Genomic DNA, 25,658 nt, shown 5'->3' on the forward strand with positions numbered 1-25,658 from the left:
TATGATCGGCTGGCCGGGTTGTAGCTATCTTGTAGTTATACTACATGGACGCCAACCCGCCCAGTTAAACGAACGTGGAGAGTGGTGGTTTGACTATTCCTTGCGACATTCTGGTCTTCGGCGGCACCGGCGATCTGGCCCTGCACAAACTGCTTCCGGCGCTCTACCACCTGTTTCGCGAGGCCCGTCTTAACAACGCCGTGCGCATCATCGCGCTGGCACGACGCAACTTGCCACGTAACGATTATCTCAAGCTCGCCGAGCGCCATTGCCGGGCACAAATTGCCCGCAACGACTTCGACGAAGAGGTCTGGCAGCGGTTTTCCGCGCGGGTCGACTATTTCGCCATGGATGCTTCGCAAAGCGCCGACTTCGGCCGACTGGCGCGCTACCTGGGCGAACCCGGCGGCTTGACGCGCATCTTCTATCTGGCCACCGCCCCCAACCTGTTCGTGCCGATTGCCAAGCACCTGCGTAACGCCGGCCTGGCCGACGCCGAAGCGCGCATAGTGCTGGAAAAGCCGATCGGCCACTCGCTGGAATCGGCTACCGCCATCAACGAAGCGATTGGCGCAGTGCTGGAGGAGAACCAGGTATTTCGCATCGACCACTACTTGGGCAAGGAAACCGTGCAGAACCTGATGGCCCTGCGTTTTGCCAACGCCCTGCTGGAGCCGGTGTGGCGCAACAATCAGGTCGACCACGTGCAGATCAGCGTTTGCGAGACCCTGGGTGTAGAGAACCGCGGCGCCTACTACGACCGCGCCGGGGCGACCCGCGACATGTTGCAGAACCACCTGCTACAGCTGCTATGCCTGGTGGCCATGGAGCCCCCCGCGCAGTTCGAGGCCGAAGCGGTGCGTGACGAGAAGGTGAAGATCTTGCGGGCCCTCAAGCCCATCACTGGCCAGGACGTGCAGGACAAGACCGTACGCGGCCAGTATGGCGCCGGGCGCATCGGCGGCCAGGAAGTGCCGGCCTATTACTTCGAAAAGGACGTCGACAACGACAGCGACACCGAAACCTTCATCGCCATCGAAGCGCACATCGACAATTGGCGCTGGGCGGGCGTGCCCTTCTACCTGCGTACCGGCAAGCGCATGGCACGGCGCTCATCGCAGATCGTCATCCAGTTCAAGCCGGTGCCCCACGAGCTTTTCAATGGCGGCCAGGTCAACCAGCTGCTGATCCAGCTGCAACCGGACGAACGCATCAGCCTGCGCATGATGACCAAGAGCCCGGGCAAGGGCATGCGCCTGGAACCTGTGGACCTGGACCTGAACCTGGCCCAGGTGTTCAGCCAGACCCGCCGCTGGGACGCCTACGAGCGCCTGCTGCTGGATGTGCTGGAGGGCGACTCGACGCTGTTCATGCGCCGCGATGAAGTGGAAGCGGCCTGGGCCTGGATCGACCCGATCATCAAGGGCTGTGAAGAGCACTTCCAGGCACCGCGACCGTACCCGGCAGGCAGTAACGGGCCGGAGCAAGCCAACAGCCTGCTGGCCAGGCACGGCAGGCACTGGCATAGCTGAAGCACTGCCCTGCTCCCGTCGCAGGCGAAAGGGCAGAAAGTAGCCCCAGCGCGCTGGCGCTACTTTCAACCCGAGACAGGAGCAGACAATGGCTACTATCACCAACCTCGTTGCAATCAACGACATCGCCCACGGCAAGCAGGCTTTCAGGGTTCATGGCACCGTTACGGTCGCCTCTCCGGCCATCGAACCGGTGCTGGTCGAACCCAAGCTGCGCCACCGGGGTGGCTGGGAAGTGCTGGAGCTTCAGCTGCTGGATAGCGGCGCAATCACCCCGCAGGTGCTGACCGAAAAAACCGTGGCTTTCGAACGTGCAGGCGGCACTGGCTGGAAAATCGTGGAGATCATCCATGCCGACGGTTCGCAGCGCTGCGAAATTCGCACCATCGAGGCGATTGACTGAACAGCTACCTGCCAGGCCGCCCGAGCGGTGGCCTGGCACCTGCCATCGGCTCGATGAACGGGCGTGCGGCAGGTGAATATTTATACAGTAGAGGTTTGCCCCATTTCCTGCCGCGCCCTAGAATGGCCCGATGCGCACAGACGACCTCTCCCTCCTGCTGAATTCCCTCAACGATGCCCAACGCCAGGCCGTAGCGGCCACGCTCGGGCGTCAACTGGTGCTTGCTGGCGCCGGTTCCGGTAAAACCCGCGTGCTGGTGCACCGCATTGCCTGGCTGATTCAGGTGGAGCAGGCATCGCCGCACTCGATCCTGTCGGTGACCTTCACCAACAAGGCCGCGGCAGAAATGCGCCAGCGGATCGAGCAACTGCTGGGCATCAACCCGGCGGGCATGTGGGTCGGCACCTTCCACGGCCTGGCCCATCGCCTGCTGCGGGCCCACTGGCAGGAAGCACGGCTGGTGCAGAACTTCCAGATCCTCGACAGCGACGACCAGCAGCGCCTGATCAAGCGGGTGATGCGCGAGCTGGGCCTGGACGAGCAGAAATGGCCGGCACGCCAGGCCCAGTGGTTCATCAACGGGCAGAAGGACGAAGGCCTGCGCCCACAGCATATCCAGGCCGGGGGCGACCTGTTCCTGTCGACCATGCGCGACGTCTATACCGCCTATGAGCAGGCCTGCGAGCGCGCCGGGGTCATCGACTTCTCCGAGCTGCTGCTGCGCGCCCTGGACCTGTGGCGCGACCACCCGGGCCTGCTGGAGCACTACCAGCGGCGCTTCCGCCACGTGCTGGTGGACGAGTTCCAGGATACCAACGCCGTGCAGTACGCCTGGCTGCGCCTGCTGGCGCGCGGCGGTGACAGCCTGATGGCGGTGGGCGATGACGACCAGTCGATCTACGGTTGGCGCGGTGCCAAGATCGAGAACATTCACCAGTACACTGCCGACTTCCCCGACGCCGAGATGATCCGCCTGGAGCAGAACTACCGCTCCACTGGCGGCATCCTCAAGGCAGCGAACGCACTGATCGCCAACAACAGCGGGCGCCTGGGCAAGGAGCTGTGGACCGACATGGGCGAAGGCGAACCGCTGACCCTGTATGCGGCCTACAACGAGCACGACGAAGCCCGCTACGTGGTGGAAACCATCGAGAGCCTGGTCAAGCAGGGCAATGCGCGCAACGAGATCGCCATTCTGTACCGTTCCAACGCCCAGTCGCGGGTTCTGGAAGAAGCCCTGCTGCGCGAACGCATCCCCTACCGCATCTACGGTGGCCAGCGCTTCTTCGAGCGCGCCGAAATCAAGAACGCCATGGCTTACCTGCGGCTGATCGAAGGCCGTGGCAACGATGCAGCCCTGGAGCGGGTGATCAACGTGCCGCCACGTGGCATTGGCGAAAAAACCGTCGAAGCCATCCGCGAGCACGCCCGCCACAGCCAGCTGTCGATGTGGGAGGCCATGTGCCAGCTGCTCGCTGCCAAAGCCCTGAAAGGCCGCGCGGCCAGTGCCCTGGGTGCGTTCATCGAGCTGATCGAGGGGTTGGCGACAAAGGTCTTGGACATGCCACTGCATACCATGACCCAGACCACCATTGAGCAGTCCGGGCTGATCATCTATCACCAGGAAGAAAAGGGTGAGAAGGGCCAGGCACGGGTAGAAAACCTTGAGGAACTGGTCAGCGCAGCGCGCAACTTCGAGTCCACCGAAGAAGACGCCGACCTCTCGCCACTCTCGGCGTTCCTCGGCCACGCCTCGCTCGAGGCAGGCGATGCCCAGGCCGACGAGCATGAAGACAGCGTCCAGCTGATGACCTTGCACAGCGCCAAGGGCCTGGAGTTCCCGTATGTGTTCCTGGTGGGCATGGAAGAAGGCCTGTTCCCGCACAAGATGAGCCTGGAAGAGCCTGGCCGCCTGGAAGAGGAACGCCGCCTGGCTTATGTGGGCATCACCCGCGCCATGCGCCAGCTGGTCATGACCTACGCCGAAACGCGTCGCCTGTATGGCAGCGAGACCTACAACAAGGTGTCACGTTTCGTACGCGAAATTCCGGCAGGCCTGGTTCAGGAAGTGCGCCTGTCCAACAGCGTCAGCCGCCCGTTCGGCGGGGCCAAGACGGCCACGAACAGCAACCTGTTCGCCAATGCCAGCATTCCGCAGACCGCGTTCAATCTGGGCCAGCGTGTGCAGCATGCGGTGTTTGGCGAGGGTGTGATCCTCAACTTCGAAGGCTCCGGCGCCCAGGCGCGGGTGCAGGTGAATTTTGCCGAAGGCAGCAAGTGGCTGATGCTGGGGTATGCCAAGCTCGAGGCCATCTAAAAGCCTGCGAGGTCCCTTGTGGATCGGCCTTTGTGGGAGCGGCCTTGTGTCGCGAAAGGGCCGCAAAGCGGCCCCACGATTGTGGCTTTGACGCTGATATCTTGGGGCTGCTTCGCAGCCCTATCGCGACACAAGGCCGCTCCCACAGGTAATGCGCCAGCATTCCGAGGGCAGGTCGTGCCGGGTTTGTAACATTCAGGCAAAAGCTCGAAACATTATGTCGCTGGTCATGTGCCCGGGAACCTGTGCACCATGACGCGCGTGCAATCCACAACAGGGGATATCCCACTTATGCAACGTTTTCTTAGCATCGCTCTGGCGCTCTGCGTCGGCCTGACGCTGAGCCTGGACGCCAACGCCAAGCGTTTTGGCGGCGGCAAGAGCTCGGGCTCCGCGCCTATTCACCAGACCCGCCAGGCCACGCCAACCACGCCTGCCGCCGCGCCGACCGCACCTGGCCGTGCCGCTCCGGCCGCCAGCGGTGCTTCGCGCTGGTTGGGCCCTCTGGCCGGCCTCGCCGCCGGTGGCCTGCTGGCTTCCATGTTCATGGGCGACGGTTTCGAAGGCTTCCAGATCATGGACTTCCTGATCGTGGCGCTCATCGCCTTCCTGGTGTTCCGCTTCATCGCCGCTCGCCGTCGCCAGCAGCAGCCGCAAATGGCCATGCCGGGCCATGCGCCGATGCAGCGTGAAGCTCACGCGCAGCCTGCCCAGCCGTCGATCTTCGGTGGTTCGGCCACACCTGCTGCCGCAGCCGCCCCAGTGATCAACGCCCCGGCCTGGTTCAACGAGCAGAACTTCCTGGCTGCTGCCCGTAACCACTTCCAGGCGCTGCAGCAGCACTGGGACGCCAACGAGATGGACAAGATCGCCGAGTTCGTCACCCCGCAGATGCTCGAATTCCTCAAGCGCGAGCGCGCCGAACTGGGTGATGGCTTCCAGTCCACCTACATCGACAACCTCGAGGTACAGCTGGACGGTGTCGACGACCGCGCCGACCGTACCGACGCCACCCTGACCTTCCGTGGCGTGTCGAAGAACTCGCGCTTCGACCAGGGCGAAGTGTTCAGCGAAAGCTGGCACATGGTCCGCGCCCAGGGCGAAAACCAGCCTTGGCTGGTGGCCGGTATCCGTCAAAACGGCTAACCGCTGCGTGCTGCACAAAAAAACCCCGGGCCTGTCCCGGGGTTTTTGCTTTTGCCAGAGTGGCCTACTAGGGTATAACGCGCAGCGTTGTCATCTAGGTCAGAGGAAGTGAACCGTGGAAGAAGTGATCGAACAACTCCGTGAAGCCAACGAGCCAGTGCCGGTGCCCCTTGAGCTTCCCGACGAGGACCAGCTGGTCGAGATCGAAGAAGAGCTGTTCATCAACATTCCGTTCGTGTTCAAAGAGTTCCTGCTGACCGTCAGTGATGTGGTGTATGGCTCACTGGAGCCAGTGACCGTTACCGACTCACAGTCGCATACCTACCTGCCAGAAGTCGCCGCCAACGCCTGGGATGCCGGCGTGCCACGAGACCTGATTCCGCTGTGCCAGGACGGCGACAACTACTACTGCGTCGAAGAGGATGGCACCGTGGTGCTGTGGGATGCCGAAGAGGAAATCGTCGGTGAAGACAGCTGGGAATCGGTGTGGCACTGGGCGCGGGATGTCTGGCTGGAGAGCTGATTCCAACCTCTGATTTGATGCTGCCTGTGCCGGCCTCTTCGCGGGTAAACCCGCTCCCACAGGTACTGCACAGGTGTTGAGCATTGTGCAGTACCTGTGGGAGCGGGTTTACCCGCGAAGAGGCCGGCACAGGAATAGGAAAAATTATGGCCTAGTGCCATCAATGTAGTCAAAATCGCCAGGCTTTCTGCGCCCGGCGACATCGCTACCGCTCCATCCCCTCGGACGACGGTGAAATCTTGCGCAGGGAGCATTGCCCCCTTCAGTGCGTATTCTCGCGGCTGTTCTCCAGCGTCTCCAGCAAGGCAATCTGCATGCGCGTATGCACGCGGATAAACCAGCGCCACAGCAAGGCCACTACCACCGCAGCCACCACGGCAATCACCAGCAGCAGCTCGCTGGTGGGCAGAATGCTCGCTGACAGCGCCGACAGCAGCAGGAAAATCACCAGCAGCGACAACAGCGGGATCACCTCGGCAATCACACGGCGTACGCGCTGGGTATGCCGCCCGGCCATTTCCGGTTTCACCCCCATCTCCGCCAGCAGCATCGACAGTGCCTTGAGCTTGCGATAGGCAGCAATCAGGAACGGCAGAGACAGCAATAGCGCTGCCCCCCAGATCAGCGCTTTCTGTTGGCTGGCATCGCTGACCCACTCGCTGAGCCAGTTGCCGATACGCCCGGCGAAATAGCCACCACTGAAGAAGATGGCGATCACCAGCGCCAGGTTCACCCCAACCTGCAACAAGATGCGCCGGATCATCGCCGCGAGCATGGCGCCCTCGCCCTGCGGCTGGATGCTGCGCAACCATTCTCCATACAACGACAGCACCCGCGCCAGGCGGCTGGGCACCACCTTGCCCAGCTTGAGCGACAGCGGGTCGGCGGCACGGATCAGGTAGGGTGTCAGCAGCGTGGTGATTGCCGATACCGCCACAGCCACCGGGTAGAGGAAGTCGCTGGTCACCTGCAGGGTCATGCCCAGCGCGGCGATGATGAAGGAAAACTCGCCAATCTGCGAAAGCCCCATGCCCACCCGCAGCGATGTGCGCCCGTCATTTCCGGCAATGAACGCGCCCATGCCACACGACAACATCTTGCCCAACACCACCGCCAGGGTAATGACCACGATCGGCCAGGCGTAGTCGATCAGCACCTGGGGGTCGATCATCAGGCCGATGGCGACGAAGAAGATGGCGCTGAACAGGTCGCGTACCGGTTCGATCAGGCTCTCGATCTTCAGCAACTGGCGCGATTCGGCCATGATCGCGCCAATCAGGAAGGCGCCAAGCACCATGCTGTACTCGAGCTTCACCACCAGCAGGCAGAAGCCGAAGCACAGGCCCAATACGGTTATCAGCAGCATCTCGTTGCTTTCGAACTTGGCCACGTAGGCCAGCAGGCGCGGCACCAGCAGGATGCCGATGACCAGCGCAACGATCATGAACAGCGACAGCTTGCCGACAGTGGAGAACACCTCGCCCGAGCTGACCGTGCCGCTGACGGCGATGCCCGACAGCAGGGCGATGATGCCGATACCGAGGATGTCCTCGACGATCAGCACGCCGAATATCAGCTGGGCGAAACGCTCGTTCTTCATCTTCAGGTCGTTGAGCGCCTTGACGATGATGGTGGTCGAGGAAATAGCCAGGATGGCGCCGAGGAACAGCGAATCCATGGTGTTCCAGCCGAACCAGCGGCCGATCTCGAAGCCGATCCAGATCATCAGCACGATTTCCAGGAACGCCGCGATGAACGCCGTGGCGCCTACCTTGAACAGCTTGCGCAGGCTGAATTCGAGCCCCAGGCAGAACATCAGGAAGATCACCCCCAGCTCGGCGAGGGTCTTGATGGTGTCTTCGTCGTGGATCAGGCCGAACGGTGGGGTGTGCGGGCCGATGATGAAGCCGGCGACGATGTAGCCCAGCACCACAGGCTGCTTGAGGCGGTGGAAGAGAATAGTGACCACGCCAGCAACCAGCATGATGACTGCCAGGTCCTGGATGAAGCTGATGGCATGCATGGCGTGATACTCCTTTTCTCGTCCGTTGCTGGATGCCTGGGCAGACCGCTCCTCTGCCAAGGCAACCCCGAGCGAGCAGCAAGTACATACTGTTTTGAATGCAGGAAAAGCCCATGTTGCATGGGTGTAGTCAGGTTAACATCGCACCCCGCCGCAAAAAGGCGGTGCAATATGCAGAAACAGATCGGCTGGAAAAGCGCCGCTGATGGCATGATCGGCGTGACGATGGAGCGTCAGCCAACGTCCCGTACCAGGAAGGCAAATTCAAAAGAGGGGAACAGAAGTGTCTGCAGATAATGCCCCCCATTCGCCCGATTCAGCGCAACCTCACCGTGAGCACACTATGGAACCTGGAAACGCCCAGCTGAGCATGACCGTCCTGATGACCCCGGACATGGCCAACTTTTCTGGCAACGTACATGGCGGCACCCTGCTCAAGTACCTCGACGAAGTGGCCTATGCGTGCGCCAGCCGCTATGCCGGCAGCTATGTAGTCACCCTGTCGGTCGACCAGGTGATCTTCCGTGAGCCGGTGCACGTGGGTGAACTTGTGACCTTCCTGGCGTCGGTCAACTACACCGGCAACACCTCGATGGAGGTGGGCATCAAGGTGGTGACCGAGAACATCCGCGAGCGCTCGGTGCGCCATTCCAACAGCTGCTTCTTCACCATGGTCGCGGTCGACGACAACCGTCGCCCGGTGCAGGTGCCGCCGCGCCAGCCGCAAAGCGGTGAAGAAAAGCGCCGCTTCCTGCAGGGCCAGCAGCGCCGACAGATCCGTCAGGAGCTGGAAAAGCGCTACCAGGACCTGAAAACCGACGCGATTTAAAGCGCCAGCAGCTGTGCCTCGAAGCGCACCCTTGGATGCGCAATGCGGTCCTGGGCCCGCACCAGCTGCAGTTCATAGCTGGAGCAGGCCTGGGTTTCGAGCAGCACTTCGTGTACGGCCGCAGCGGTGAATTCGAACGCCTGCACCCAGGTGTCGCCGAGCAGAACGCGGGCCAGGAACAGGCCTGAAGTCAGGTCACCCACCCCTACCGGCTGCCGCGGGAACGCCAGCAGCGGGCGGCGCAGGTGCCAGCTTTGCTCGGCGGTCACCAGCAGCATCTCGAACTGGTCTTCGCCGCGCCCGGGATAGGCCAGGTGCTTGACCAGCACCACCTGCGGCCCGCGCTGCAACAGGCTGCGCGCCATGTTCACGCAGTCCTCCAGCGACTGCGCTCGGCGGCCACAGAAGCTGTCCAGCTCCAGCTGGTTGGGGCACAGAATGTCAGCCCTGGCAGCCGCCTCGTCAAGCAGGAACTCGCTGACTTCCGCTGGCACGATGCAGCCCTTCTCAGGGTGCCCCATGACCGGGTCGCAAAGGTACAAAGCCTTTGGGTTGACTGCCTTGATCCGCTCGACGCCGGCCAGAATCGCCCGACCTTGTTCGGCGCTGCCCAGGTAACCGGACAGCACCGCGTCGCAATGGCCCAGTTCGCCGATGTTGGAAATGCCTTCCACCAACGCAGGAATTTGCGCGGGGGCAAGCACTTCACCCGCCCACTGGCCATACTGTGTGTGATTGGAGAACTGCACGGTATTGAGCGGCCACACATTGACCCCGATACGCTGCATGGGAAACACCGCGGCGCTGTTGCCGGCGTGGCCGAACACCACGTGGGACTGGATGGCGAGCAGGTGCGGGGTACGTTTCATGCGGGAGGTTTCCAAAGCTGTTTCAGGGATTGTGCGCAACGCAGTATGAACTCGATTGCCACCTGTACGACAGGCCAGGGACGCAGTTAAGCTGGATCGACCTGTTTGGAGCATACGCAAATGTTGACCCTGGAAAACCTCTTCGTCCTGATGCTGGTCGCCACGGCAGGCGCCTGGTTGTGGCACAACCACGGGTTGCGTGAGAAAGCCCTGGAACGGGTCAAACAGCATTGCGCCAAGCTCGACCTCGAACTGCTCGACGACGCGGTCGCACTCAAGCGTATCGCCTTTGTCCGTGACGCCAACGGCCGCAAGCGCCTGGCGCGCGTCTACGCCTTCGAGTTCACCGTCACGGGCGAGCAGCGCCACCCCGGTACCGTGACCCAGTTCGGCGCCCACAGCGTACAGATTGAACTGGCGCCCTACCCGTTCGAGATCAAGACCCCACCGCGCACCGACAATGTCATCGAGATGCAGCAGTGGTGCCAGGAGCACAACCGCTGGCGCAACTGATCAGCTGACACGACATTCGCTCAACCCGGCCTGCAGCGCGGATTGCGATTGCGGCTGGTCGAAAATCAGCTCGATACGCGTATCCCTGCGCCAGTCGCTTGGCTGCCAGGCGGGCATGTCCCCATTCAGGCCATTGAATGATTGCCAGCCCTCCACGCTGTGGATAACCCCCTTCGCGCGCCGCCACGGCCAAGCCCGCAAGAACGCCTGCAGCCGCTGTGGATAAAACTGCTGGCCAGGGTGCCAGCGCCAGCCGATGCTCCAACCTCCCTCTCCCTGCTGGGCAAGACAGATAGGCTGGCCGGGGTCTGCCCATAGCGCTGCCGGTGGATTTACAAGATTGTCGACAATTCTGTTATCCACAAGCGAGCTGTCGACAATGCCATGGGGTACAGCCGGAAGGTCCGACAAGGGCAGCCCACCTTGGACGGTCCAGAATATTTTCTTTCTATAAAATTTATTAGTTATCAACAACTTAGAGCTTTCATTCACAGCCTCTGATTTGTTCAAGACAACGCTTTCAGCAGCATCGAACGCCTGCTGTTGAGCCTCCGGAAGCTGCTCGTTCCGGACCATCGACTGCGCGTCCACGACCATCAGCAATGGCTGTATTGTCAGCACTCCAGCCCAAGGGGCTTTTTGCAACTGAGCGAGCAACTGCAAGGGATGACCCAGCCCGGACGGCTCGATGAACAGCCGGTCAGGGCGGGATTTGCGCAGCAGTCGGCCCAGGCCCACCTGGAACGGCATGCCATTGACGCAGCACAGGCAGCCACCTGCGACCTCGCCGATGGCGATGCCGTCTTCGTCACGGCTGAGCAAGGCCGCATCCAGGCCTACCAGGCCGAATTCGTTGATCAATACTGCCCAGCGCTCATTGGCCGGGCGTTGGGCCAGCAGGTGACGGATCAGGGTGGTCTTGCCGGCCCCCAGCGGGCCGGCAATCACGTGGGTGGGAATGTTCTGCAGCATGGGGCGGCTTCGGGCGATGGTGATGCCTCACTATGCGCTGTCAGGCCAGCCAGTCAAGGCTGAGCAGCAGGCGCCCCAGCTGCCCCGACGGCGAACGATGCACCAGACCCGCACCTTCGTTGCCCTGCCACTTCTCACCTTTGAGCACAGCCACGTCGCCAGCTTGCAGGTGCTGAATGTTATCCACAGGCAGTATTGCTGTGTGTAAGTCGCCACGAGGGCTCGCGTCCTCTTTCAACCACTCGCTACCTGGGCCTGCGTAGGTAGTGAGCAGACGCAGCGGAACGTTATCCACATGGAAGCGCGGGCACATCGGGCCTGTCAGTACCCGCAGGCGCAAACCTACCCGCTGCGCACCCACCAGGCAGGTATAGGCCGCCACCAGCCAGGCCACATCCGCCACGAATGCCTCATAGCCGTGCAAGTCGGCCGCTTCGCGCAAGAGTTCGGTGAATACCGGCATGTGCTGCTCGTCCACATCGATGACGCGCTGGTCTGCCAAGGGCTGGCCAAGGCTGACCACCAGCGCGGCAAAGTCCTCCAGTTGTGGCGGCAAGCGTCGGCGCCATACCGCCAGGTTCACGCCATCCTGCAGCACATCGGTCAGCACCTGCGGTGTCTCGCCAAATACCTGAAAAATATCCACAGGCTTGCGTACAGGGTTCATGCTGCCGCCTCCTCATGCCATGGACCGAACGGATCGGGCAGGCGCAACCAGCCCATGTGCCCCAATTCCATTTCCTGATCGGTCAAAAGACATGCATCGAGTGCTGTGGATAATTTTTCGAAGTCGATATTCTGCCCGATGAACACCAGTTCCTGGCGGCAGTCACCGCTCTCGTCAACCCAGGTCTTCAAGATCGCGGTGGTGTTATCCACATCCTGTGGCCACTGCTCGCGCGGCACGAAACGCCACCAGCGGCCCGCCAGGCCATGGCGCATCATGCCGCCTGCCTGCGACCAGCTGCCGGCCTCCTGGTATTTGCTGGCCAGCCAGAAAAAGCCTTTCGAACGCAGCAGTCGGCCATTGCTCCAGGGCGTGTGGATAAAATCGAAAAAGCGCTGTGGATGGAGGGGGCGCCGGGCCTGCCAGGTAGTGGCGGCAATGCCGTACTCTTCGGTTTCCGGCACATGCTCGCCGCGCAACTCTTGCAGCCAGCCCGGTGCCTGGGCAGCCTGGTCGAAGTCGAACAGACCGGTGTCGAGGATACGTTCCAGCGGTACCTTGCCCATGACCATGGGCACGATCTGCGCCCGGGCATTGAGGCTGCGCAGCATGGCCATGAGCTCTTCGCGCTCGTGCTGGCTGATCAGGTCGATCTTGCTCAGCAACAGTACATCGGCGAACTCGACCTGCTCGATCAGCAAGTCACTGATCGAACGCTCGTCCTCCTCACCCAGGGTTTCGCCACGGCTGGCCAGGCTATCTGCTGCCTGGAAATCACGCAGGAAGTTCAGGCCATCGACCACAGTGACCATGGTGTCCAGGCGCGCCATGTCGGACAGGCTACGGCCCTGTTCGTCGCGGAAGGTGAAGGTCTCGGCCACCGGCAGTGGCTCCGAGATCCCCGTGGACTCGATCAGCAAATAATCGAAACGCCCTTCTTCGGCCAGCCGCGCCACTTCCTCGAGCAGGTCTTCACGCAACGTGCAGCAGATACAGCCATTGCTCATCTCCACCAGCTTCTCCTCGGCACGGTTGAGGCTTACATTGCGCTGCACCTCGCTGGCATCAATGTTGATTTCGCTCATGTCATTGACGATGACCGCAACCCGCAGGTTGTCGCGGTTACGCAGCACATGGTTGAGCAAGGTGCTCTTGCCGGCGCCAAGGAAGCCGGACAGCACGGTGACAGGGAGACGGTTGGACATGGCGAAACCTCTTCAGGCGAGCGCATTCGAAACGATGCATTGCACAATGTTATAAAGTAACAATACAATTTCGCCAAGCCGTTCGTGACGAACGAGTACCCCCGGGAGGATGAATGAACCCGCCAAGTGCCAGGGTGCCCCTCCCGGCATTGCAGCTTGATCGGTGGTGGCCGCTGATCTCCCTTTTGTTTGGAATACCAGATGACTCAGCTCAAGCTCCCCGACATTGCCGCACAAAACCATGAATACGCCTTGCCTTTGAACTGGGTGGGTATGTGCGGGATCGCCCAACCTGTGCAGTTCGAGGGGCGCACAGCAGCTGCCACTGTCGATGCCGGCGTTAGCCTGGTAGACGGCAGCGCACGCGGTATCCATATGTCGCGGCTTTATCTCGCCCTGGAGTCGTTGGAGCATCAGCCTCTGACGCCGCTCACCATCCGCCAACTGCTGGCTGACTTCCTCAGCAGCCACGAAGGCCTTTCTTCAGCCGCCTATCTGCGTTTGCGCTTCGAGCATCTGCTAAAAAGGCCTGCATTGATCAGCCCGCTGGAGGGTTGGAAAAGCTATGCCGTCACAGTCGATGCAAGGATCGAAAATGAAATGTTCCACGTGGAACTATCCGTTTCCATCCCTTACTCCTCGACCTGCCCATGCTCGGCTGCACTTGCACGGCAGCTGATTCAGCAGCAGTTCCAGGCGCATTTCAGCGCCGAGCAGGTCGACAAATCTGCAGTCCTACAGTGGCTTGGCAGCGCCGAAGGCATCGTAGCGACGCCCCATAGCCAACGTAGTAACGCGCAAATCCAGGTAAGGCTGCGCAGCAATCAGCAGGTTCTGCCAATCACCGAGTTGATCGACCGGATAGAAGCAAGCCTGGGGACGGCGGTGCAGACCGCAGTGAAGCGCGCAGACGAACAAGCCTTTGCCTTGGCCAACGGCCAGAACCTGATGTTCTGCGAAGACGCCGCACGACGCCTGCACAAGGCGCTACGGCAAATGGAATGGAGCACGGCCTTCAAGCTGCGCGTGGAACATGCAGAGAGCCTGCATGCCCACGATGCTGTCGCGACCAGCCAGTGGCAATGGGATGTCAGCTGCGCGGCTTGACCGAGCCGCAGTCATTGCCCAACCACACGGCACGGGTGTTCATGCTGCCTTGCTGCTGTACACCCGAGGCGTTGAAGGTTCCATTGACCTGGGTGGTGAATTCCCGGTCACTGAGGAATGTCGCCTGGCCACTGCCCTGCGCTTTGGGGCAGCTGAACTGAAATTTCCACACATTGCCGGTGCGGTCGGTGATCTTCTGGGTACACCCTGACTTCGGGTCCTGCAGTGGGATATCGTTGGTTGCCACCTGTTCTGGCGTCAGGCAAGAGCGCACCCCCTTACCCCCAACAGTCACTCCCTGCTTGGCCAGCACCCCTTCCATCATCGCGCGCTGCTCCGGCGGCAGGTTCTTCAACTGGCCGAGCATGAACTCCATGTCGGGTAACGGCTTGCCATCGACCTGCATGTTGCTGGTGGTCAGCTCCCACAAACCTGGCTGTAGCATCTGAGCATGCACCAGCGGGCTGCTCACACCTAGGGCCAACGCCAACAGTGGCAGACGAATCTTCATGGACGAACGCTCCTGGAAAAAAAGCCGGCCAAGCGGGCCGGGCTGAGCCTTAGACGCCAAATCCACCTGCAGGTTGCAAGGCGGACCGGGAACGTGTTCTGTTACTCAAGTGTACTCGGCAAGCAGGATGCATATGGACTACCACAGCCCTTACTTCTTCGGTTACCTACTCGGCCTGGTTCACCTGCTGGGTATCGTCGCCGCACTGCACGCACTGTTCACCGTGCGCACTGCTCAGGGCGCAATCGCCTGGGCCATGCCGTTGTTCTTCATCCCTTACCTCACCCTGATCCCTTACCTGATCTTCGGTGCGCGCTCGTTCTATGCCTACATCAAGGCCCGGCGCCAGGCCAACCAGGAAATGCATGTGGCCATGGCCAACCTCAATTGGCGGCCTTGGGTAGAAGAAGCCCTTACCGCCCGCGAGTCGGAAAGCTATGCGGCGTTGCGCGCCATGCCCAAGCTCGGGCGCATGCCCTGCCTTGCCAATAACGAGGTGAAGCTGCTGATCGATGGCAAGGCAACATTCGATGCAATATTCGCCGCCATCGAAAAAGCCCGCGACGTGGTGTTGGTGCAGTTCTTCATCATCCATGACGACAACCTTGGCAAAGCGTTGCAGCAACTGCTGCTGCGCAAGGCCGCCGAGGGGGTGCGGGTGTTCGTGCTGTATGACCGTGTCGGCAGCCATGCCTTGCCGGCAAGCTACAGCCAGTTGCTGCGCGACGGTGGTGTACAAATTCATGCCTTCGCAACCCGTCGTGGCTGGTTCAACCGCTTCCAGGTGAACTTCCGTAACCACCGCAAGATCGTGGTGGTGGATGGCTTGCTCGGTTTCATCGGCGGGCACAACGTGGGCGATGAGTACCTCGGTGGCCACCCGCAGCTCTCACCCTGGCGCGACACCCATGTGCAGGTCAGCGGGCCGGTGCTGGCCTGCCTGCAGGAATCGTTCGCCGAAGACTGGTACTGGGCCACGCGCCAGCTACCGCCGCTGATTCTGCCGGATGCCTACCCGGACAACGGCGTGCTGTGCCAAGCCTTGGCCAGCGGCCCGGCCGACCCACAGGAAACCTGCTCGCTGTTCTTCCTTGAGGCGATCCATTCAGCCACCCGGCGCGTGTGGATCACCAGCCCGTACTTCATCCCCGACGAGGCGGTGTTCGCGGCATTGCGTTTGGCGGTACTGCGTGGGGTCGATGTGCGAGTGCTGATTCCGTCACGCCCAGACCATCGCATCGTCTATGCAGCCTCCAGCCTTTTTGCATTCGAAGCGGTACGTGCGGGTGTGCGCATGTTCCGCTACCAACCGGGCTTCCTGCATCAGAAGGTGGTGCTGGTGGATGACGATGTCAGCGCGATTGGCAGTGCCAACCTGGACAACCGCTCGTTCCGCCTGAACTTCGAAATTACCCTGCTGACGGTCGACCGCGGCTTCGCTGACCAGGTCGAGAACATGCTGAACAATGACTTTGAACAGGCGCGGGAAATTACTGCGGAGGACAGCCGCGATACTCATCGGCTGCAGCAACTGGGGATGCGGATTGCGCGGCTGATTTCGCCGATTCTCTGATGCGCTTGCGCCCGTTGCAGGGTATCGCGGACCTTGTGGGAGCGGGTTTACCCGCGAAGACGTCAGTGGCTGTACCGACGCATTCGCGGGTAAACCCGCTCCCACAGGGTATGGTGTCGCGCTTGCGTGCTTTGTAGCAATTCAGCGATACAGGTCTTCACGCGTCCAAGGCAGGTCATGGTGCCCATCGGCGTACGGCTTCACGGCCAGAATCTGATGCAGGTTGATCCACCCCTTCTGGAAGGCATAGGCACACCCGGCCAGGTACAGGCGCCAGATGCGCAAAGTCTTCTCGGGCACCAGCGCCGCCGCCTTGTGCAGCTGGTTCTCCAGGTTCTCGCTCCAGTGGTGCAAGGTCTTGGCGTAGTGCAAACGCAGGCTTTCCACGTCTACCACCTCCAGGCCCGCTTCACAGATGCTGGCACTGATCATCGACAGGTGCGGCAGCTCGCCATGGGGGAAGACGTAGCGATCGATGAACTCGCCAGCGCCACGCCCGACCGGGCGGCCATCGACATGCTTGGCGGTGATACCGTGATTCATCACCAGCCCCCCTTCCCTCACAGCACCGAACAGCTTCTGGCTATACAGCGCCAGGTTGGCATGCCCGACATGCTCGAACATGCCAACGCTGACAACCTTGTCGAAGCGGCCATCCTGAGGCAGGTCGCGGTAGTCGAGAATCTGCAGGTCGACCTTGTCGGCCAACCCCTCTGCCTTCACCCGCTCGCGACCGAGCTTGAGTTGCTCCTTGCTCAAGGTGATACCAAACACCTTGGCGCCATATTCGCGAGCAGCGAAACGCGCCAGCCCGCCCCAGCCGCAGCCGACGTCGAGCAGGTACTCACCTGCGTCCAGACGCAGCTTGCGGCACAGATGATCGAATTTGTCCTGCTGCGCCTGATCCAGCGTGTTGTCCGGCTCGCGGAAGTAGGCGCACGAGTAGGCCATGTCCTGATCCAGCCATAGCTGGTAGAACGCGTTGGAAACATCGTAATGGTAGGAAATGGCTTCGGCGTCGGTGCTCTTGTCATGGGCCCGGCGCTGCGGTGGGGCGTCGTCCTCATCGGTCAGTAGCGCTTCGCTCAGCTCATCGCATACGCGGATGGCTTCACCAATATCGCCCTCCAGCTCCAGCTTGCCTTCGACGAATGCCGTGCCCAGCTGGTCCATGCTCGGGTGGCTCAACTGGCTGATCAGCTGTGGCTCCTTGACCAGGATAGTGACCTGCGGGCTAGGCCCCAGATCGAACTGGTTACCGTCCCACAGTTTCAGCCGCAGCGGCAGATGCAGGCTCTGCAATGCCGGTGGAAGTTGCGCAAGCATGAACGACCCTCCTGTCCGTATTTGGCCACGACGCCTGATATTTCGAACGTCGCCGGATCAGAGTAGTTCATTCGTGGGATGTTTCCTCTAAACGAGACCATGGTCTAGAACCAACTGATCTTATCCACGCAGCAGATTGTATACAATTTTTGCATCTCAGCTTAACCTTGTGCCCCTCTTGCGCTTCTTCATCCTGGAGTTGAACCCATGAAATCCTATGACGTGGTGATCATCGGCGGTGGCCCTGGCGGCTACAACGCAGCCATCCGCGCCGGCCAACTGGGCCTGAGCGTAGCCTGCGTGGAAGGCCGCCAGACCTTGGGCGGCACCTGCCTGAACGTGGGCTGCATGCCCTCCAAGGCATTGCTGCATGCTTCCGAGCTGTACGAAGCCGCCAGTGGTAACGAGTTCGCCCACCTCGGTATCGAAGTCAAACCTACCCTCAACCTCGCCCAGATGATGAAACAGAAGGACGAGAGCGTGACCGGCCTGACCAAGGGCATCGAGTACCTGTTCCGCAAGAACAAGGTCGACTGGATCAAGGGCTGGGGCCGCCTGGATGGCGTCGGCAAGGTCGTGGTCAAGGCTGAGGACGGTAGCGAAACCGCACTGCAGGCCAAGGACATTGTCATTGCCACCGGCTCCGAACCTACGCCCCTGCCGGGCGTGACCATCGACAACCAGCGCATCATCGACTCGACCGGTGCGCTGTCGCTACCACAGGTGCCCAAGCACCTGGTCGTCATCGGCGCCGGCGTGATCGGCCTTGAGCTGGGTTCGGTATGGCGCCGCCTGGGCAGCCAGGTCACGGTCATCGAATACCTCGACCGCATCTGCCCGGGCACCGACGAAGAAACCGCCAAGACCCTGCAGAAGGCCCTGGCCAAGCAAGGCATGGTGTTCAAGCTGGGCAGCAAGGTGACCCAGGCCAGCGCCAGCGCCGATGGCGTGAGCCTGACCCTGGAGCCGGCCGCCGGTGGCACCGCAGAAACGCTGCAGGCTGACTATGTACTGGTCGCCATTGGCCGCCGCCCCTATACCAAAGGGCTCAACCTGGAAAGCGTGGGCCTGGAAACCGATAAGCGCGGCATGCTCGGCAACGACCACCACCGCACTTCCGTGCCGGGTATCTGGGTGATTGGCGACGTCACCTCCGGCCCGATGCTGGCGCACAAAGCCGAAGACGAAGCGGTGGCCTGCATCGAACGCATCGCCGGCAAGCCCCACGAGGTCAACTACAACCTTATCCCTGGCGTGATCTACACCCGCCCGGAGCTGGCTACCGTGGGCAAGACCGAAGAGCAGCTCAAGGCCGAAGGGCGTGCCTATAAAGTCGGCAAGTTCCCGTTCACGGCCAACAGCCGGGCCAAGATCAACCACGAGACCGAAGGCTTCGCCAAGGTCATCGCCGATGCCGAGACCGACGAAGTGCTGGGTGTGCACCTGGTAGGCCCAAGTGTCAGCGAGATGATCGGTGAGTTCTGCGTGGCCATGGAGTTCTCGGCATCGGCGGAAGACATCGCCCTCACCTGCCACCCCCACCCGACCCGCTCCGAGGCCTTGCGCCAGGCAGCGATGAATGTGGACGGGATGGCGATGCAGATTTGATGTGAGATAGCCGGGGGCTGCTTTGCAGCCCATCGCGACAAGGCCGCTCCTACAGGAAATTGCGTTCTCCTGTAGGAGCGGCCTTGTGTCGCGATGGGGCGCAAAGTGTTGCCGATTAATAAACTTTGTCACAAAGTCTCTTGCATTTCGCGGCCTAGCGAGGAGGCTGCTTCTAGGGAAGCAAAAATAAAGGTTGTCACAAAGCATAATTTTTCAAAATTTCTCGGGCTTTTTCGTTTAATAAAGGTTGTCACAGCAAAGGTTCAGCCAGAAAAAATCACAGGAAGGACCCCGTGCTAAAACCCCAAAAAAATTATGATGGTATCTTTTTGGGGCGTGGTAACCGGTGCGAGCGCTCCTGGCTGGGAGCCCCCTACAAATCGTTGGGTTGGGCATGGATTTCTCTGAGATACATCTTGGAGGGGTTGCTGCTTTTCCGAGCGCAGACGCGCCAACCAGACTGACTGTTTTCCGCTACCAGGCAGGTTTAAAACCGTCCAAGGATACGCCTGTATCCTCACTCATGAAGTCGCTCAATCATGCCGGGCCCAGGGCTCGCCATCTTCAGGGCGCCGCAGGACTCAGTGAAATTCGTGGAGGCGAGTTCCCTGAGGTGACACCGAGTTCATGTCGCCAGATCCTTCACCATATAGACCGCAGAGGTCGGACAAAGGCTCTTGAACTCCTCCGAACTGGAAATTGCCTTTGGGGCTTGAGATCGGTCTCTGTGCTCATATCCCCGAGCCTCGAAGAAGTCGGGTGCTGTTGTGGTCAGCAGATGAAGGCTCTGGGCTCCGTCAGCTTCCGCTATTCGCTCAAGTGTAGGGGCTAGTGATTCTGACACTTTATTCCGAAGATCCTGAGCCACTCGCGCTGGTGATTCTGACCCAGCCACTCCAGTGGTTGTGACCCACTACGCTGACGATGCTGACCCTCCACCCAAGCGCTAAATCTGCTCCCCCTCACGACAGGTCACCGCAATTAAATGACGAAGGGGCCATCGCCCCTTCGTTATCGATGATTACGTCTTGGCTGCTTGTTTACGCAGTGACTCGCCCTTGAGTCCTATTCGGTGTGACCGGTGGACGATACGATCTAGGATGGCCTCGGCCAGCGTGGCGTCGTTGAACATGCTGTGCCAGTGCTCAGTAGGGAATTGGCTAGTGATGATCAGCGATCCGGCCTGCATCCGCTGATCGACAATATCCAGCAAGGTATATCCCACCGTGGGCTCCACCGGTGCCAACCCGAAGTCATCGAGGATAAGCAGGTGAGCTTTGCTCAAGGCTGCTCGGTACTTGGGTAGAGAGCCATCACCAATGGCGATTTGCAGCTCTTCATAGAGTTTCGATGCGTTTTTATAGATCACAGAATAGCCCTGTCGGCAGGCCTGGCTGCCAAATGCGCAGGCGAGCCAACTCTTACCTGTGCCGGTGGCTCCGGTCAGCAGCAGGTTCTGTTGCTGAGCGATCCAGGAGCATCCCGCCAGACCGGCGATCACTTGCTTATCCAGACCGCGACTGCTGCGGTAATCCAGATCCTCAAGGTGCGCGGCATAACGCAGTTTCGCCTGCTTCAGTAGTCGAGACAGTTTGCGGTTCTCGCGCTCGCTGAGTTCACGATCCACCATCAGGCCGAAGCGATCATCGAAGGGAAGTTCCTGCATGCGCGGCTGCTCAAGCTGATCGCGGTAGGCCTTGGCCATGCCGGACAATTGCAGTTGCTGGAGCTTGCTTTGGGTCTGCTGATTCAGCATGTCGAGCGATCCTTTTCATCAGCAAAGTAGTGGGCACCACGCAGGTTCTCGTGAGCGGGTGTTGAGCTGGGCAGAGCTTTCAGACCAGGACGCTTGTCGGGCTGCTCGCGCAAGATGGATTGCAGGCTTTTCAGGGCGAAGGTATTAATGGTCAGCGCATAGGCACAGGCCTCCTCCAGTCGGGCATCGCCATGTAAACGAGCCTCTTTACGCAAAGCGCTGGCGGCCTTGTACCCGTTGGCCACATCGGTACGTTCGGTCAGGTGATACTGCAAGTGACGTAGCAGCGCAGGCCCGACCCTTTCGCCCCAAGCGAGCAATGCGGCGGGCTCACTCTCAGCGTAATACTGGTGGTTGGGCGGCCTGTGCTCCGGCTGCATGCTGATCCCAGAGACATACTGCCGGGGATGACTACTGACACGCAGATGGTTGTGAAAGACCTCCACGACCTCGCCCGTAGCGCGCACATCCACTTGCTGCTGCACCAATCGGCTCGGTACGGAATAGTGATGGTTGTCGTACTCCACTAGGTAATCACTGCGCACCCGCACCTTGAAGCGCCAATCGGCATGCTCATAGGCGTGGATCGGCAGTGGCTGGAGAGCAGGCTGTTCCACCTCGACGAACAGGCTGTGCCGACTGCAACCAGGCTGTCGCTTGAATGGGCGCTGATTGAATGCCGGTAGCAATTCCAATATGGCCTGATTTAGTTCTGCCAAGCTGAAGAATCGACGGTGACGCAGGGCTGCCAGCAGCCAGCGCTGAATCAGTTTCACTCCGGCCTCCACCTTGCCCTTGTCTTTGGGGAGCCCGCAGAATTCGGAAAAAATCGTACGCTAACAGTTCAAGCGTCCCGGCCACGCCTGACTGTAGCTTGTTGACTGGTCAATCTGTCTCGCGGGTAAAGCGATAGAACAAGTTCGGCTCGCTGACCACGTACAAATACCCTTCATCGTCGATGGTTACGCCTTCGGCTTGGGGTATACCTTTCAGCAAACCAGCAAACCCCCTCGCCAAGGAGCGGAAACTCACCACCTTGCCCTCGTCGGTCATTTCAATCAGCAGTTTCGACTCGTCGCTGAGCAGGATCAGATGGCCGCTCTGTTGATCGAATACAACCGAAGACAAGTCAGTGGCAAACACCTTGTCTTTTACTAGGTTGGACATGTCGCGGACGTGCAGGGAAACGCCTCCTTCCAGGCTGGCACGAAGGCCGCTCACTTCCAGTAATTGCCGGGGGTCACGCTCCTTGGTCACAAACAAACGATCACCTTTTAGGTCGTAGGCGAGCCCTTCAAGGCCTTTGTTGTCCTCCTTGCCAAGCGCCAAGGTTAGCGCTGAATACTGGTCTAGGCTCAATGGTCGATCAGGAGAAAGCTTACCGTATTCGTCGATGGGGATATCCACGATAACCAGGCTCTGCCGCCGCTCTTCGGCAATGACCAGTTGACCGTTGCCGGCATAGGACACCGCTTCCACGTCGTGGAAGCCATCCAGGCTGTAACGTCGCTCCACGTCACCGTCACGACTGAGGGCCAGCAGCTCGTTCGGGCCATTGGTAACCGCCCACAGCAGATTTAGGTCAGGATCGAAGGTCAGGCCCGAAAGGTTGTTGTCCACACCGGGAACCGCCTTAGCATCCAGCTCAACCCGATAGCCAGGCAGCCACACAGAGCGCTCCTGCCAATCGTCTGTGTGCCAGTGGGTCTTGATCCAAAAGTACAGACGATCATCAAGGTGATGAGTACGTACTTGGAATACGGTGAGCAACACAAGGCATACAAGCGCCCACATCCAAACACTTACTTTCCGTGTTCGGCCCAGCCAGTTTTTAGCCATCAAATACATTAGAAGCCTCGTTAAATCAGACTGACGCCACGAGCCGTGATGGTTTCAACCCGACTCGGCGCGGCTGGCACAGGTGATACACAACGGCGTGGCCGGATCGAACTCCAGACGGCCCGAGGCGATCAACTCGCCGCATTGGTTACACCAGCCATAGTCGCCCTCGTGCCAGCGCTTGAGGGCCAGTTGGAGACGGACACGTTCATGCCGTGCACGACTGCGGATCGCATCGTTCATCGCTTGTTGCTGGAGTGCGTCCATTCTCGATAGACGCCCCACCTTGCTTTGATCCAGCTCTACCGATTGCGAGCGAGACTCAGCGTCTCCCAGCAATCGATCCAGCTCGGCAGCCCGCTGTTCCAGTAGGGTCTTGAAATGGGCAAGATCGAGGGCGTCGTCCAGGCTCATTAGCGCAGCAGTAACAGCGGACTGGTGGTGGTACGGAGCATGCTGGTAGTGGTGCTGCCGACCAGGAACTGCCGGATACGTGAGTGTCCATAAGCCCCCATCACTAGCAGATCGATGCCATGCTCTTTCTGATAGGCGTGCAGGGTACGTTCTATTTCACCGCTCCGAGTCTCAGCGCGAACGGTAAATCCGGCGTTGATCAGCACTTTCTGCGCCCAGTCCAGCTGCGCGGACGCTTCGTCGTTCACGGGCCCAACCATGACCAGATGGATCGGCAGCCCCTTCAGCAGCGGGCTGGCTGCCAGCATCTCCACACCCTTGCGGGTTGTAGCGCCGCCATCGAATGCCAGCATCGCGCTCTTGGGCTTTTGGAAGTTGGCCGGGGTGACCAGGATTGGCCGGTGCATGATACGAATAACGCTTTCCAGCTGGCTTCCGACATGCTGACTCAGACCGCCACTAGACTCGCCCTGGCGACCGATAACCAGCAAGCGCGTTTCACTTTGCAGCTCTTGCAAGCTCTCCAGTAAATCGCCATGTCGCTGCTTGGACTCCGGTGCGCGCACACCATCATTCACGGCCCGTTCTTTCGCGGCTGCAAGCATGATTCGCCCTTGTTCAAGGGCCAACTTGCCGCGCTGTTCATCCAGGGAAGCAAGCTCATCAAGCAGGTGCTCGCGGCTGCCAAGGCCAATGTTGCCACTCAAATCTGCTGCAACCGGATACTGGCGCTGATCCAGCACATGCAGGAAGGTCAGCGGCGCTTCCAGGCTCAGACTGGCCCAGGCCGCGTAGTCGCAAACAGCTGGAGCCGAGGTGGAACCGTCGATACAGGCAATTACGTGGGTCATTGTTGTTCTCCTTCTCAGTGGCCCATGAGTTGATCAATGGCGTCAGGTTTATCGTGAACACCAAAGCGATCCACGATAGTGGCGCTGGCCTCGTTTAAGCCCAGCACTTCGACTTCAGTACCTTCACGGCGGAACTTAATGACTACCTTGTCCAGGGCTGCAACAGCGGTGATATCCCAGAAGTGTGCACGATTCAGGTCGATGGTTACCTTGTTCAGGGCTTCCTTGAAGTCGAAGGCTGCGACGAACTTGTCAGCCGAGCTGAAGAACACCTGACCGGTGACGTTATAGCTACGATGCTCGCCGGCTTCGTCCAGCGAAGAACTGATCGCCATGTAATGGCCAACCTTGTTGGCGAAGAACATCGCAGCCAGTAGCACGCCGGCTAACACGCCGAAGGCCAGGTTGTGGGTGGCCACCACGACCACCACGGTGACGACCATGACAATGTTGGTCGACAACGGATGCTTCTTCAGGTTGCGCAGCGAATCCCAACTGAAGGTGCCGATGGACACCATGATCATCACTGCCACCAGCGCAGCCATTGGGATCTGCTTCAGCCAGTCGCCGAGGAAAACCACCATCAGCAGCAGAAATACGCCTGCGGCAAGAGACGACAGGCGAGAACGACCGCCGGATTTCACGTTAATGATCGACTGACCAATCATCGCGCAGCCAGCCATACCGCCGATCAGACCCGAAGCAATGTTGGCCACGCCCTGGCCCTTGCACTCGCGGTTCTTGTCACTCGGGGTGTCGGTCAGGTCGTCGACAATGGTCGCGGTCATCATCGACTCCAACAGACCGACCACAGCCAGTGCTGCCGAATAAGGAAAGATGATGGCCAGCGTCTCGAATGTCAGCGGCACATCAGGCCAGAGGAAGATCGGTAGCGTATCCGGCAGTTCACCCATATCACCGACCGTGCGGATATCCAGACCAACCGACATGGCGACGGCGGTCAGCACGATGATGCACACCAGCGGCGATGGGATGAGCTTGCCGATCTTGGGGACATAGGGGAACAGATAGATGATGCCGAGGCCTGCGGCTGTCATGGCGTAGACGTGCCAGGTGACATTAGTCAGCTCGGGCAGCTGAGCCATGAAAATCAGGATCGCCAGTGCATTGACAAAACCGGTCACCACCGAGCGCGAGACGAAGCGCATCAGCGATCCGAGCTTCAGGTAGCCAGCAGCAATTTGTAGCACGCCACATAGCAGCGTGGCGGCCAGCAGATATTCAAGACCATGGTTCTTGACCAGAGTCACCATCAGCAGTGCCATGGCACCCGTTGCGGCCGAAATCATGCCTGGGCGGCCACCGACAAAGGCGATCACCACAGCGATACAGAAAGAGGCGTAAAGGCCGACCTTAGGGTCAACGCCAGCAATGATCGAGAAGGCGATGGCTTCAGGGATTAGGGCCAGTGCGACCACAAGACCGGCGAGGATGTCGCCACGGATGTTGGATAACCAGGTTTGTTTTAACGAGTGGAGCATCAGAATTCCCAAGGCAATGGATCGCGCAGCACAGCATGGCGCAGGCCAAGTGCAGCTGGTCGATACGAGGTCAAATGTCGGATGTAGAGGAGCTGTGGCGGGTGTTAAAACCTAAAGCACAGCAGAAAGCGACCGCTGGCAGAGCAAGCAGTCACAGATGATGCGGGGGGGC

General features: G+C 60.2%; 23 protein-coding genes. 10 read left to right on the plus strand and 13 right to left on the minus strand.

Annotated features, from left to right (window positions below; translation table 11 throughout):
• The first annotated feature begins 89 nt into the window (after positions 1–89).
• The 5 genes from zwf (at position 90) to ABX298_RS10325 (ending at position 5,921) form a co-directional block, all read left to right on the plus strand.
• On the plus strand, positions 90–1,532 hold the full coding sequence (zwf, locus tag ABX298_RS10305; protein WP_025341145.1) for a glucose-6-phosphate dehydrogenase: 1,443 nt from the start codon (positions 90–92) through the stop codon (positions 1,530–1,532).
• A gap of 88 nt (positions 1,533–1,620) precedes the next feature.
• A complete protein-coding gene (locus tag ABX298_RS10310; RefSeq protein ID WP_367394367.1) occupies positions 1,621–1,935 on the plus strand; it encodes a hypothetical protein in 315 nt (104 codons plus the stop codon).
• A gap of 130 nt (positions 1,936–2,065) precedes the next feature.
• On the plus strand, positions 2,066–4,252 hold the full coding sequence (gene uvrD, locus ABX298_RS10315; protein ID WP_075046788.1) for a DNA helicase II: 2,187 nt from the start codon (positions 2,066–2,068) through the stop codon (positions 4,250–4,252).
• A 291-nt stretch (positions 4,253–4,543) separates the two neighbouring features.
• Entirely contained in the window at positions 4,544–5,398 is an 855-nt protein-coding gene (locus ABX298_RS10320) for a Tim44 domain-containing protein (RefSeq protein WP_075046789.1), read from the plus strand.
• Positions 5,399–5,513: 115 nt separating this feature from the next.
• Positions 5,514–5,921 carry an SMI1/KNR4 family protein gene (locus ABX298_RS10325; protein ID WP_075046790.1) on the plus strand — a complete coding sequence of 136 codons (408 nt, stop codon included), beginning with the start codon at positions 5,514–5,516 and terminating at the stop codon, positions 5,919–5,921.
• A 262-nt stretch (positions 5,922–6,183) separates the two neighbouring features.
• Here the strand turns inward: ABX298_RS10325 and ABX298_RS10330 are convergent, their stop codons facing one another.
• A complete protein-coding gene (locus ABX298_RS10330) occupies positions 6,184–7,944 on the minus strand; it encodes a cation:proton antiporter (RefSeq protein ID WP_075046791.1) in 1,761 nt (586 codons plus the stop codon).
• Positions 7,945–8,287: 343 nt separating this feature from the next.
• Here ABX298_RS10330 and ABX298_RS10335 point away from each other — a divergent pair, with 343 nt between their 5' ends.
• A complete protein-coding gene (locus ABX298_RS10335) occupies positions 8,288–8,773 on the plus strand; it encodes an acyl-CoA thioesterase (RefSeq protein ID WP_075046792.1) in 486 nt (161 codons plus the stop codon).
• Here ABX298_RS10335 and pdxY read toward each other — a convergent pair.
• Complete coding sequence (gene pdxY / locus ABX298_RS10340) at positions 8,770–9,642, minus strand: pyridoxal kinase PdxY (RefSeq protein ID WP_367394368.1); 873 nt, start codon at positions 9,640–9,642, stop codon at positions 8,770–8,772. The two genes, ABX298_RS10335 and pdxY, sit on opposite strands and share 4 nt — an antisense overlap.
• A gap of 120 nt (positions 9,643–9,762) precedes the next feature.
• Here pdxY and ABX298_RS10345 point away from each other — a divergent pair, with 120 nt between their 5' ends.
• The gene (locus ABX298_RS10345) at positions 9,763–10,155 is read left to right on the plus strand and encodes a DUF3301 domain-containing protein (protein ID WP_367394369.1); all 393 of its coding nucleotides are present in this window, start codon (positions 9,763–9,765) and stop codon (positions 10,153–10,155) included.
• Here ABX298_RS10345 and ABX298_RS10350 read toward each other — a convergent pair whose 3' ends face one another.
• The 3 genes from ABX298_RS10350 to zigA are packed head-to-tail and all read right to left on the minus strand — an operon-like array spanning position 10,156 to position 12,999.
• Positions 10,156–11,127, minus strand: coding sequence for a GTP-binding protein (locus tag ABX298_RS10350; RefSeq protein ID WP_367394370.1), 972 nt, complete (start codon positions 11,125–11,127; stop codon positions 10,156–10,158).
• A 40-nt stretch (positions 11,128–11,167) separates the two neighbouring features.
• Complete coding sequence (locus ABX298_RS10355) at positions 11,168–11,794, minus strand: DUF1826 domain-containing protein (RefSeq protein ID WP_367394371.1); 627 nt, start codon at positions 11,792–11,794, stop codon at positions 11,168–11,170.
• Entirely contained in the window at positions 11,791–12,999 is a 1,209-nt protein-coding gene (gene zigA / locus ABX298_RS10360; protein WP_367394372.1) for a zinc metallochaperone GTPase ZigA, read from the minus strand. Before zigA ends, ABX298_RS10355 begins: the two co-directional genes overlap by 4 nt.
• Positions 13,000–13,200: 201 nt before the next feature.
• Here zigA and folE2 point away from each other — a divergent pair, with 201 nt between their 5' ends.
• A complete protein-coding gene (folE2, locus tag ABX298_RS10365) occupies positions 13,201–14,106 on the plus strand; it encodes a GTP cyclohydrolase FolE2 (RefSeq protein WP_075046797.1) in 906 nt (301 codons plus the stop codon).
• Here the strand turns inward: folE2 and ABX298_RS10370 are convergent.
• A complete protein-coding gene (locus ABX298_RS10370) occupies positions 14,090–14,617 on the minus strand; it encodes a DUF3617 domain-containing protein (protein ID WP_015272374.1) in 528 nt (175 codons plus the stop codon). The genes folE2 and ABX298_RS10370 overlap by 17 nt on opposite strands.
• Before the next feature lie 133 nt (positions 14,618–14,750).
• On the opposite strand from ABX298_RS10370, the gene cls reads away from it, so the two are divergent.
• The gene (gene cls, locus ABX298_RS10375) at positions 14,751–16,190 is read left to right on the plus strand and encodes a cardiolipin synthase (protein WP_367394373.1); all 1,440 of its coding nucleotides are present in this window, start codon (positions 14,751–14,753) and stop codon (positions 16,188–16,190) included.
• Positions 16,191–16,331: 141 nt separating this feature from the next.
• Here cls and cfaB read toward each other — a convergent pair whose 3' ends face one another.
• Positions 16,332–17,516, minus strand: a complete 1,185-nt coding sequence (gene cfaB, locus ABX298_RS10380) for a C17 cyclopropane fatty acid synthase CfaB (RefSeq protein ID WP_317408906.1) — start codon at positions 17,514–17,516, stop codon at positions 16,332–16,334.
• 207 nt (positions 17,517–17,723) lie between these two features.
• Here cfaB and lpdA point away from each other — a divergent pair, with 207 nt between their 5' ends.
• Entirely contained in the window at positions 17,724–19,124 is a 1,401-nt protein-coding gene (gene lpdA, locus ABX298_RS10385; RefSeq protein WP_317408907.1) for a dihydrolipoyl dehydrogenase, read from the plus strand.
• A gap of 1,021 nt (positions 19,125–20,145) precedes the next feature.
• Here the strand turns inward: lpdA and istB are convergent.
• The 6 genes from istB to ABX298_RS10415 all read right to left on the minus strand — a co-directional run bounded on the left by istB (position 20,146) and on the right by ABX298_RS10415 (position 25,486).
• Positions 20,146–20,880, minus strand: coding sequence for an IS21-like element helper ATPase IstB (istB, locus tag ABX298_RS10390; RefSeq protein ID WP_042920210.1), 735 nt, complete (start codon positions 20,878–20,880; stop codon positions 20,146–20,148).
• Entirely contained in the window at positions 20,874–21,656 is a 783-nt protein-coding gene (locus ABX298_RS10395) for a hypothetical protein (RefSeq protein WP_367394374.1), read from the minus strand. Before ABX298_RS10395 ends, istB begins: the two co-directional genes overlap by 7 nt.
• Before the next feature lie 109 nt (positions 21,657–21,765).
• Entirely contained in the window at positions 21,766–22,728 is a 963-nt protein-coding gene (locus ABX298_RS10400) for an SdiA-regulated domain-containing protein (protein ID WP_010794530.1), read from the minus strand.
• Between the two features lie 45 nt (positions 22,729–22,773).
• Positions 22,774–23,133, minus strand: a complete 360-nt coding sequence (locus ABX298_RS10405; protein ID WP_003090764.1) for a TraR/DksA family transcriptional regulator — start codon at positions 23,131–23,133, stop codon at positions 22,774–22,776.
• On the minus strand, positions 23,133–23,984 hold the full coding sequence (locus ABX298_RS10410) for a universal stress protein (RefSeq protein ID WP_003090760.1): 852 nt from the start codon (positions 23,982–23,984) through the stop codon (positions 23,133–23,135). The genes ABX298_RS10405 and ABX298_RS10410 overlap by 1 nt, the downstream gene beginning before the upstream one ends.
• A gap of 14 nt (positions 23,985–23,998) precedes the next feature.
• Positions 23,999–25,486, minus strand: coding sequence for a SulP family inorganic anion transporter (locus tag ABX298_RS10415; protein ID WP_003090759.1), 1,488 nt, complete (start codon positions 25,484–25,486; stop codon positions 23,999–24,001).
• Positions 25,487–25,658: the final 172 nt, after the last annotated feature.

The sequence above is a fragment of the Pseudomonas sp. X4 genome, from assembly GCF_040784925.1.
Classification (GTDB): domain Bacteria; phylum Pseudomonadota; class Gammaproteobacteria; order Pseudomonadales; family Pseudomonadaceae; genus Aquipseudomonas; species Aquipseudomonas putida_Z.

Coding starts and splice junctions, on each gene's coding strand:
- ABX298_RS10310 (WP_367394367.1), top strand. CDS start 1,621: ATGGCTACTATCACCAACCTCGTTGCAATCAACGACATCGCCCACGGC.
- uvrD (WP_075046788.1), top strand. CDS start 2,066: ATGCGCACAGACGACCTCTCCCTCCTGCTGAATTCCCTCAACGATGCC.
- ABX298_RS10320 (WP_075046789.1), top strand. CDS start 4,544: ATGCAACGTTTTCTTAGCATCGCTCTGGCGCTCTGCGTCGGCCTGACG.
- ABX298_RS10330 (WP_075046791.1), bottom strand. CDS start 7,944: ATGCATGCCATCAGCTTCATCCAGGACCTGGCAGTCATCATGCTGGTT.
- ABX298_RS10335 (WP_075046792.1), top strand. CDS start 8,288: ATGGAACCTGGAAACGCCCAGCTGAGCATGACCGTCCTGATGACCCCG.
- pdxY (WP_367394368.1), bottom strand. CDS start 9,642: ATGAAACGTACCCCGCACCTGCTCGCCATCCAGTCCCACGTGGTGTTC.
- ABX298_RS10345 (WP_367394369.1), top strand. CDS start 9,763: ATGTTGACCCTGGAAAACCTCTTCGTCCTGATGCTGGTCGCCACGGCA.
- ABX298_RS10350 (WP_367394370.1), bottom strand. CDS start 11,127: ATGCTGCAGAACATTCCCACCCACGTGATTGCCGGCCCGCTGGGGGCC.
- ABX298_RS10355 (WP_367394371.1), bottom strand. CDS start 11,794: ATGAACCCTGTACGCAAGCCTGTGGATATTTTTCAGGTATTTGGCGAG.
- zigA (WP_367394372.1), bottom strand. CDS start 12,999: ATGTCCAACCGTCTCCCTGTCACCGTGCTGTCCGGCTTCCTTGGCGCC.
- folE2 (WP_075046797.1), top strand. CDS start 13,201: ATGACTCAGCTCAAGCTCCCCGACATTGCCGCACAAAACCATGAATAC.
- ABX298_RS10370 (WP_015272374.1), bottom strand. CDS start 14,617: ATGAAGATTCGTCTGCCACTGTTGGCGTTGGCCCTAGGTGTGAGCAGC.
- cls (WP_367394373.1), top strand. CDS start 14,751: ATGGACTACCACAGCCCTTACTTCTTCGGTTACCTACTCGGCCTGGTT.
- cfaB (WP_317408906.1), bottom strand. CDS start 17,516: ATGCTTGCGCAACTTCCACCGGCATTGCAGAGCCTGCATCTGCCGCTG.
- lpdA (WP_317408907.1), top strand. CDS start 17,724: ATGAAATCCTATGACGTGGTGATCATCGGCGGTGGCCCTGGCGGCTAC.
- istB (WP_042920210.1), bottom strand. CDS start 20,880: ATGCTGAATCAGCAGACCCAAAGCAAGCTCCAGCAACTGCAATTGTCC.
- ABX298_RS10400 (WP_010794530.1), bottom strand. CDS start 22,728: ATGTATTTGATGGCTAAAAACTGGCTGGGCCGAACACGGAAAGTAAGT.
- ABX298_RS10405 (WP_003090764.1), bottom strand. CDS start 23,133: ATGAGCCTGGACGACGCCCTCGATCTTGCCCATTTCAAGACCCTACTG.
- ABX298_RS10410 (WP_003090760.1), bottom strand. CDS start 23,984: ATGACCCACGTAATTGCCTGTATCGACGGTTCCACCTCGGCTCCAGCT.
- ABX298_RS10415 (WP_003090759.1), bottom strand. CDS start 25,486: ATGCTCCACTCGTTAAAACAAACCTGGTTATCCAACATCCGTGGCGAC.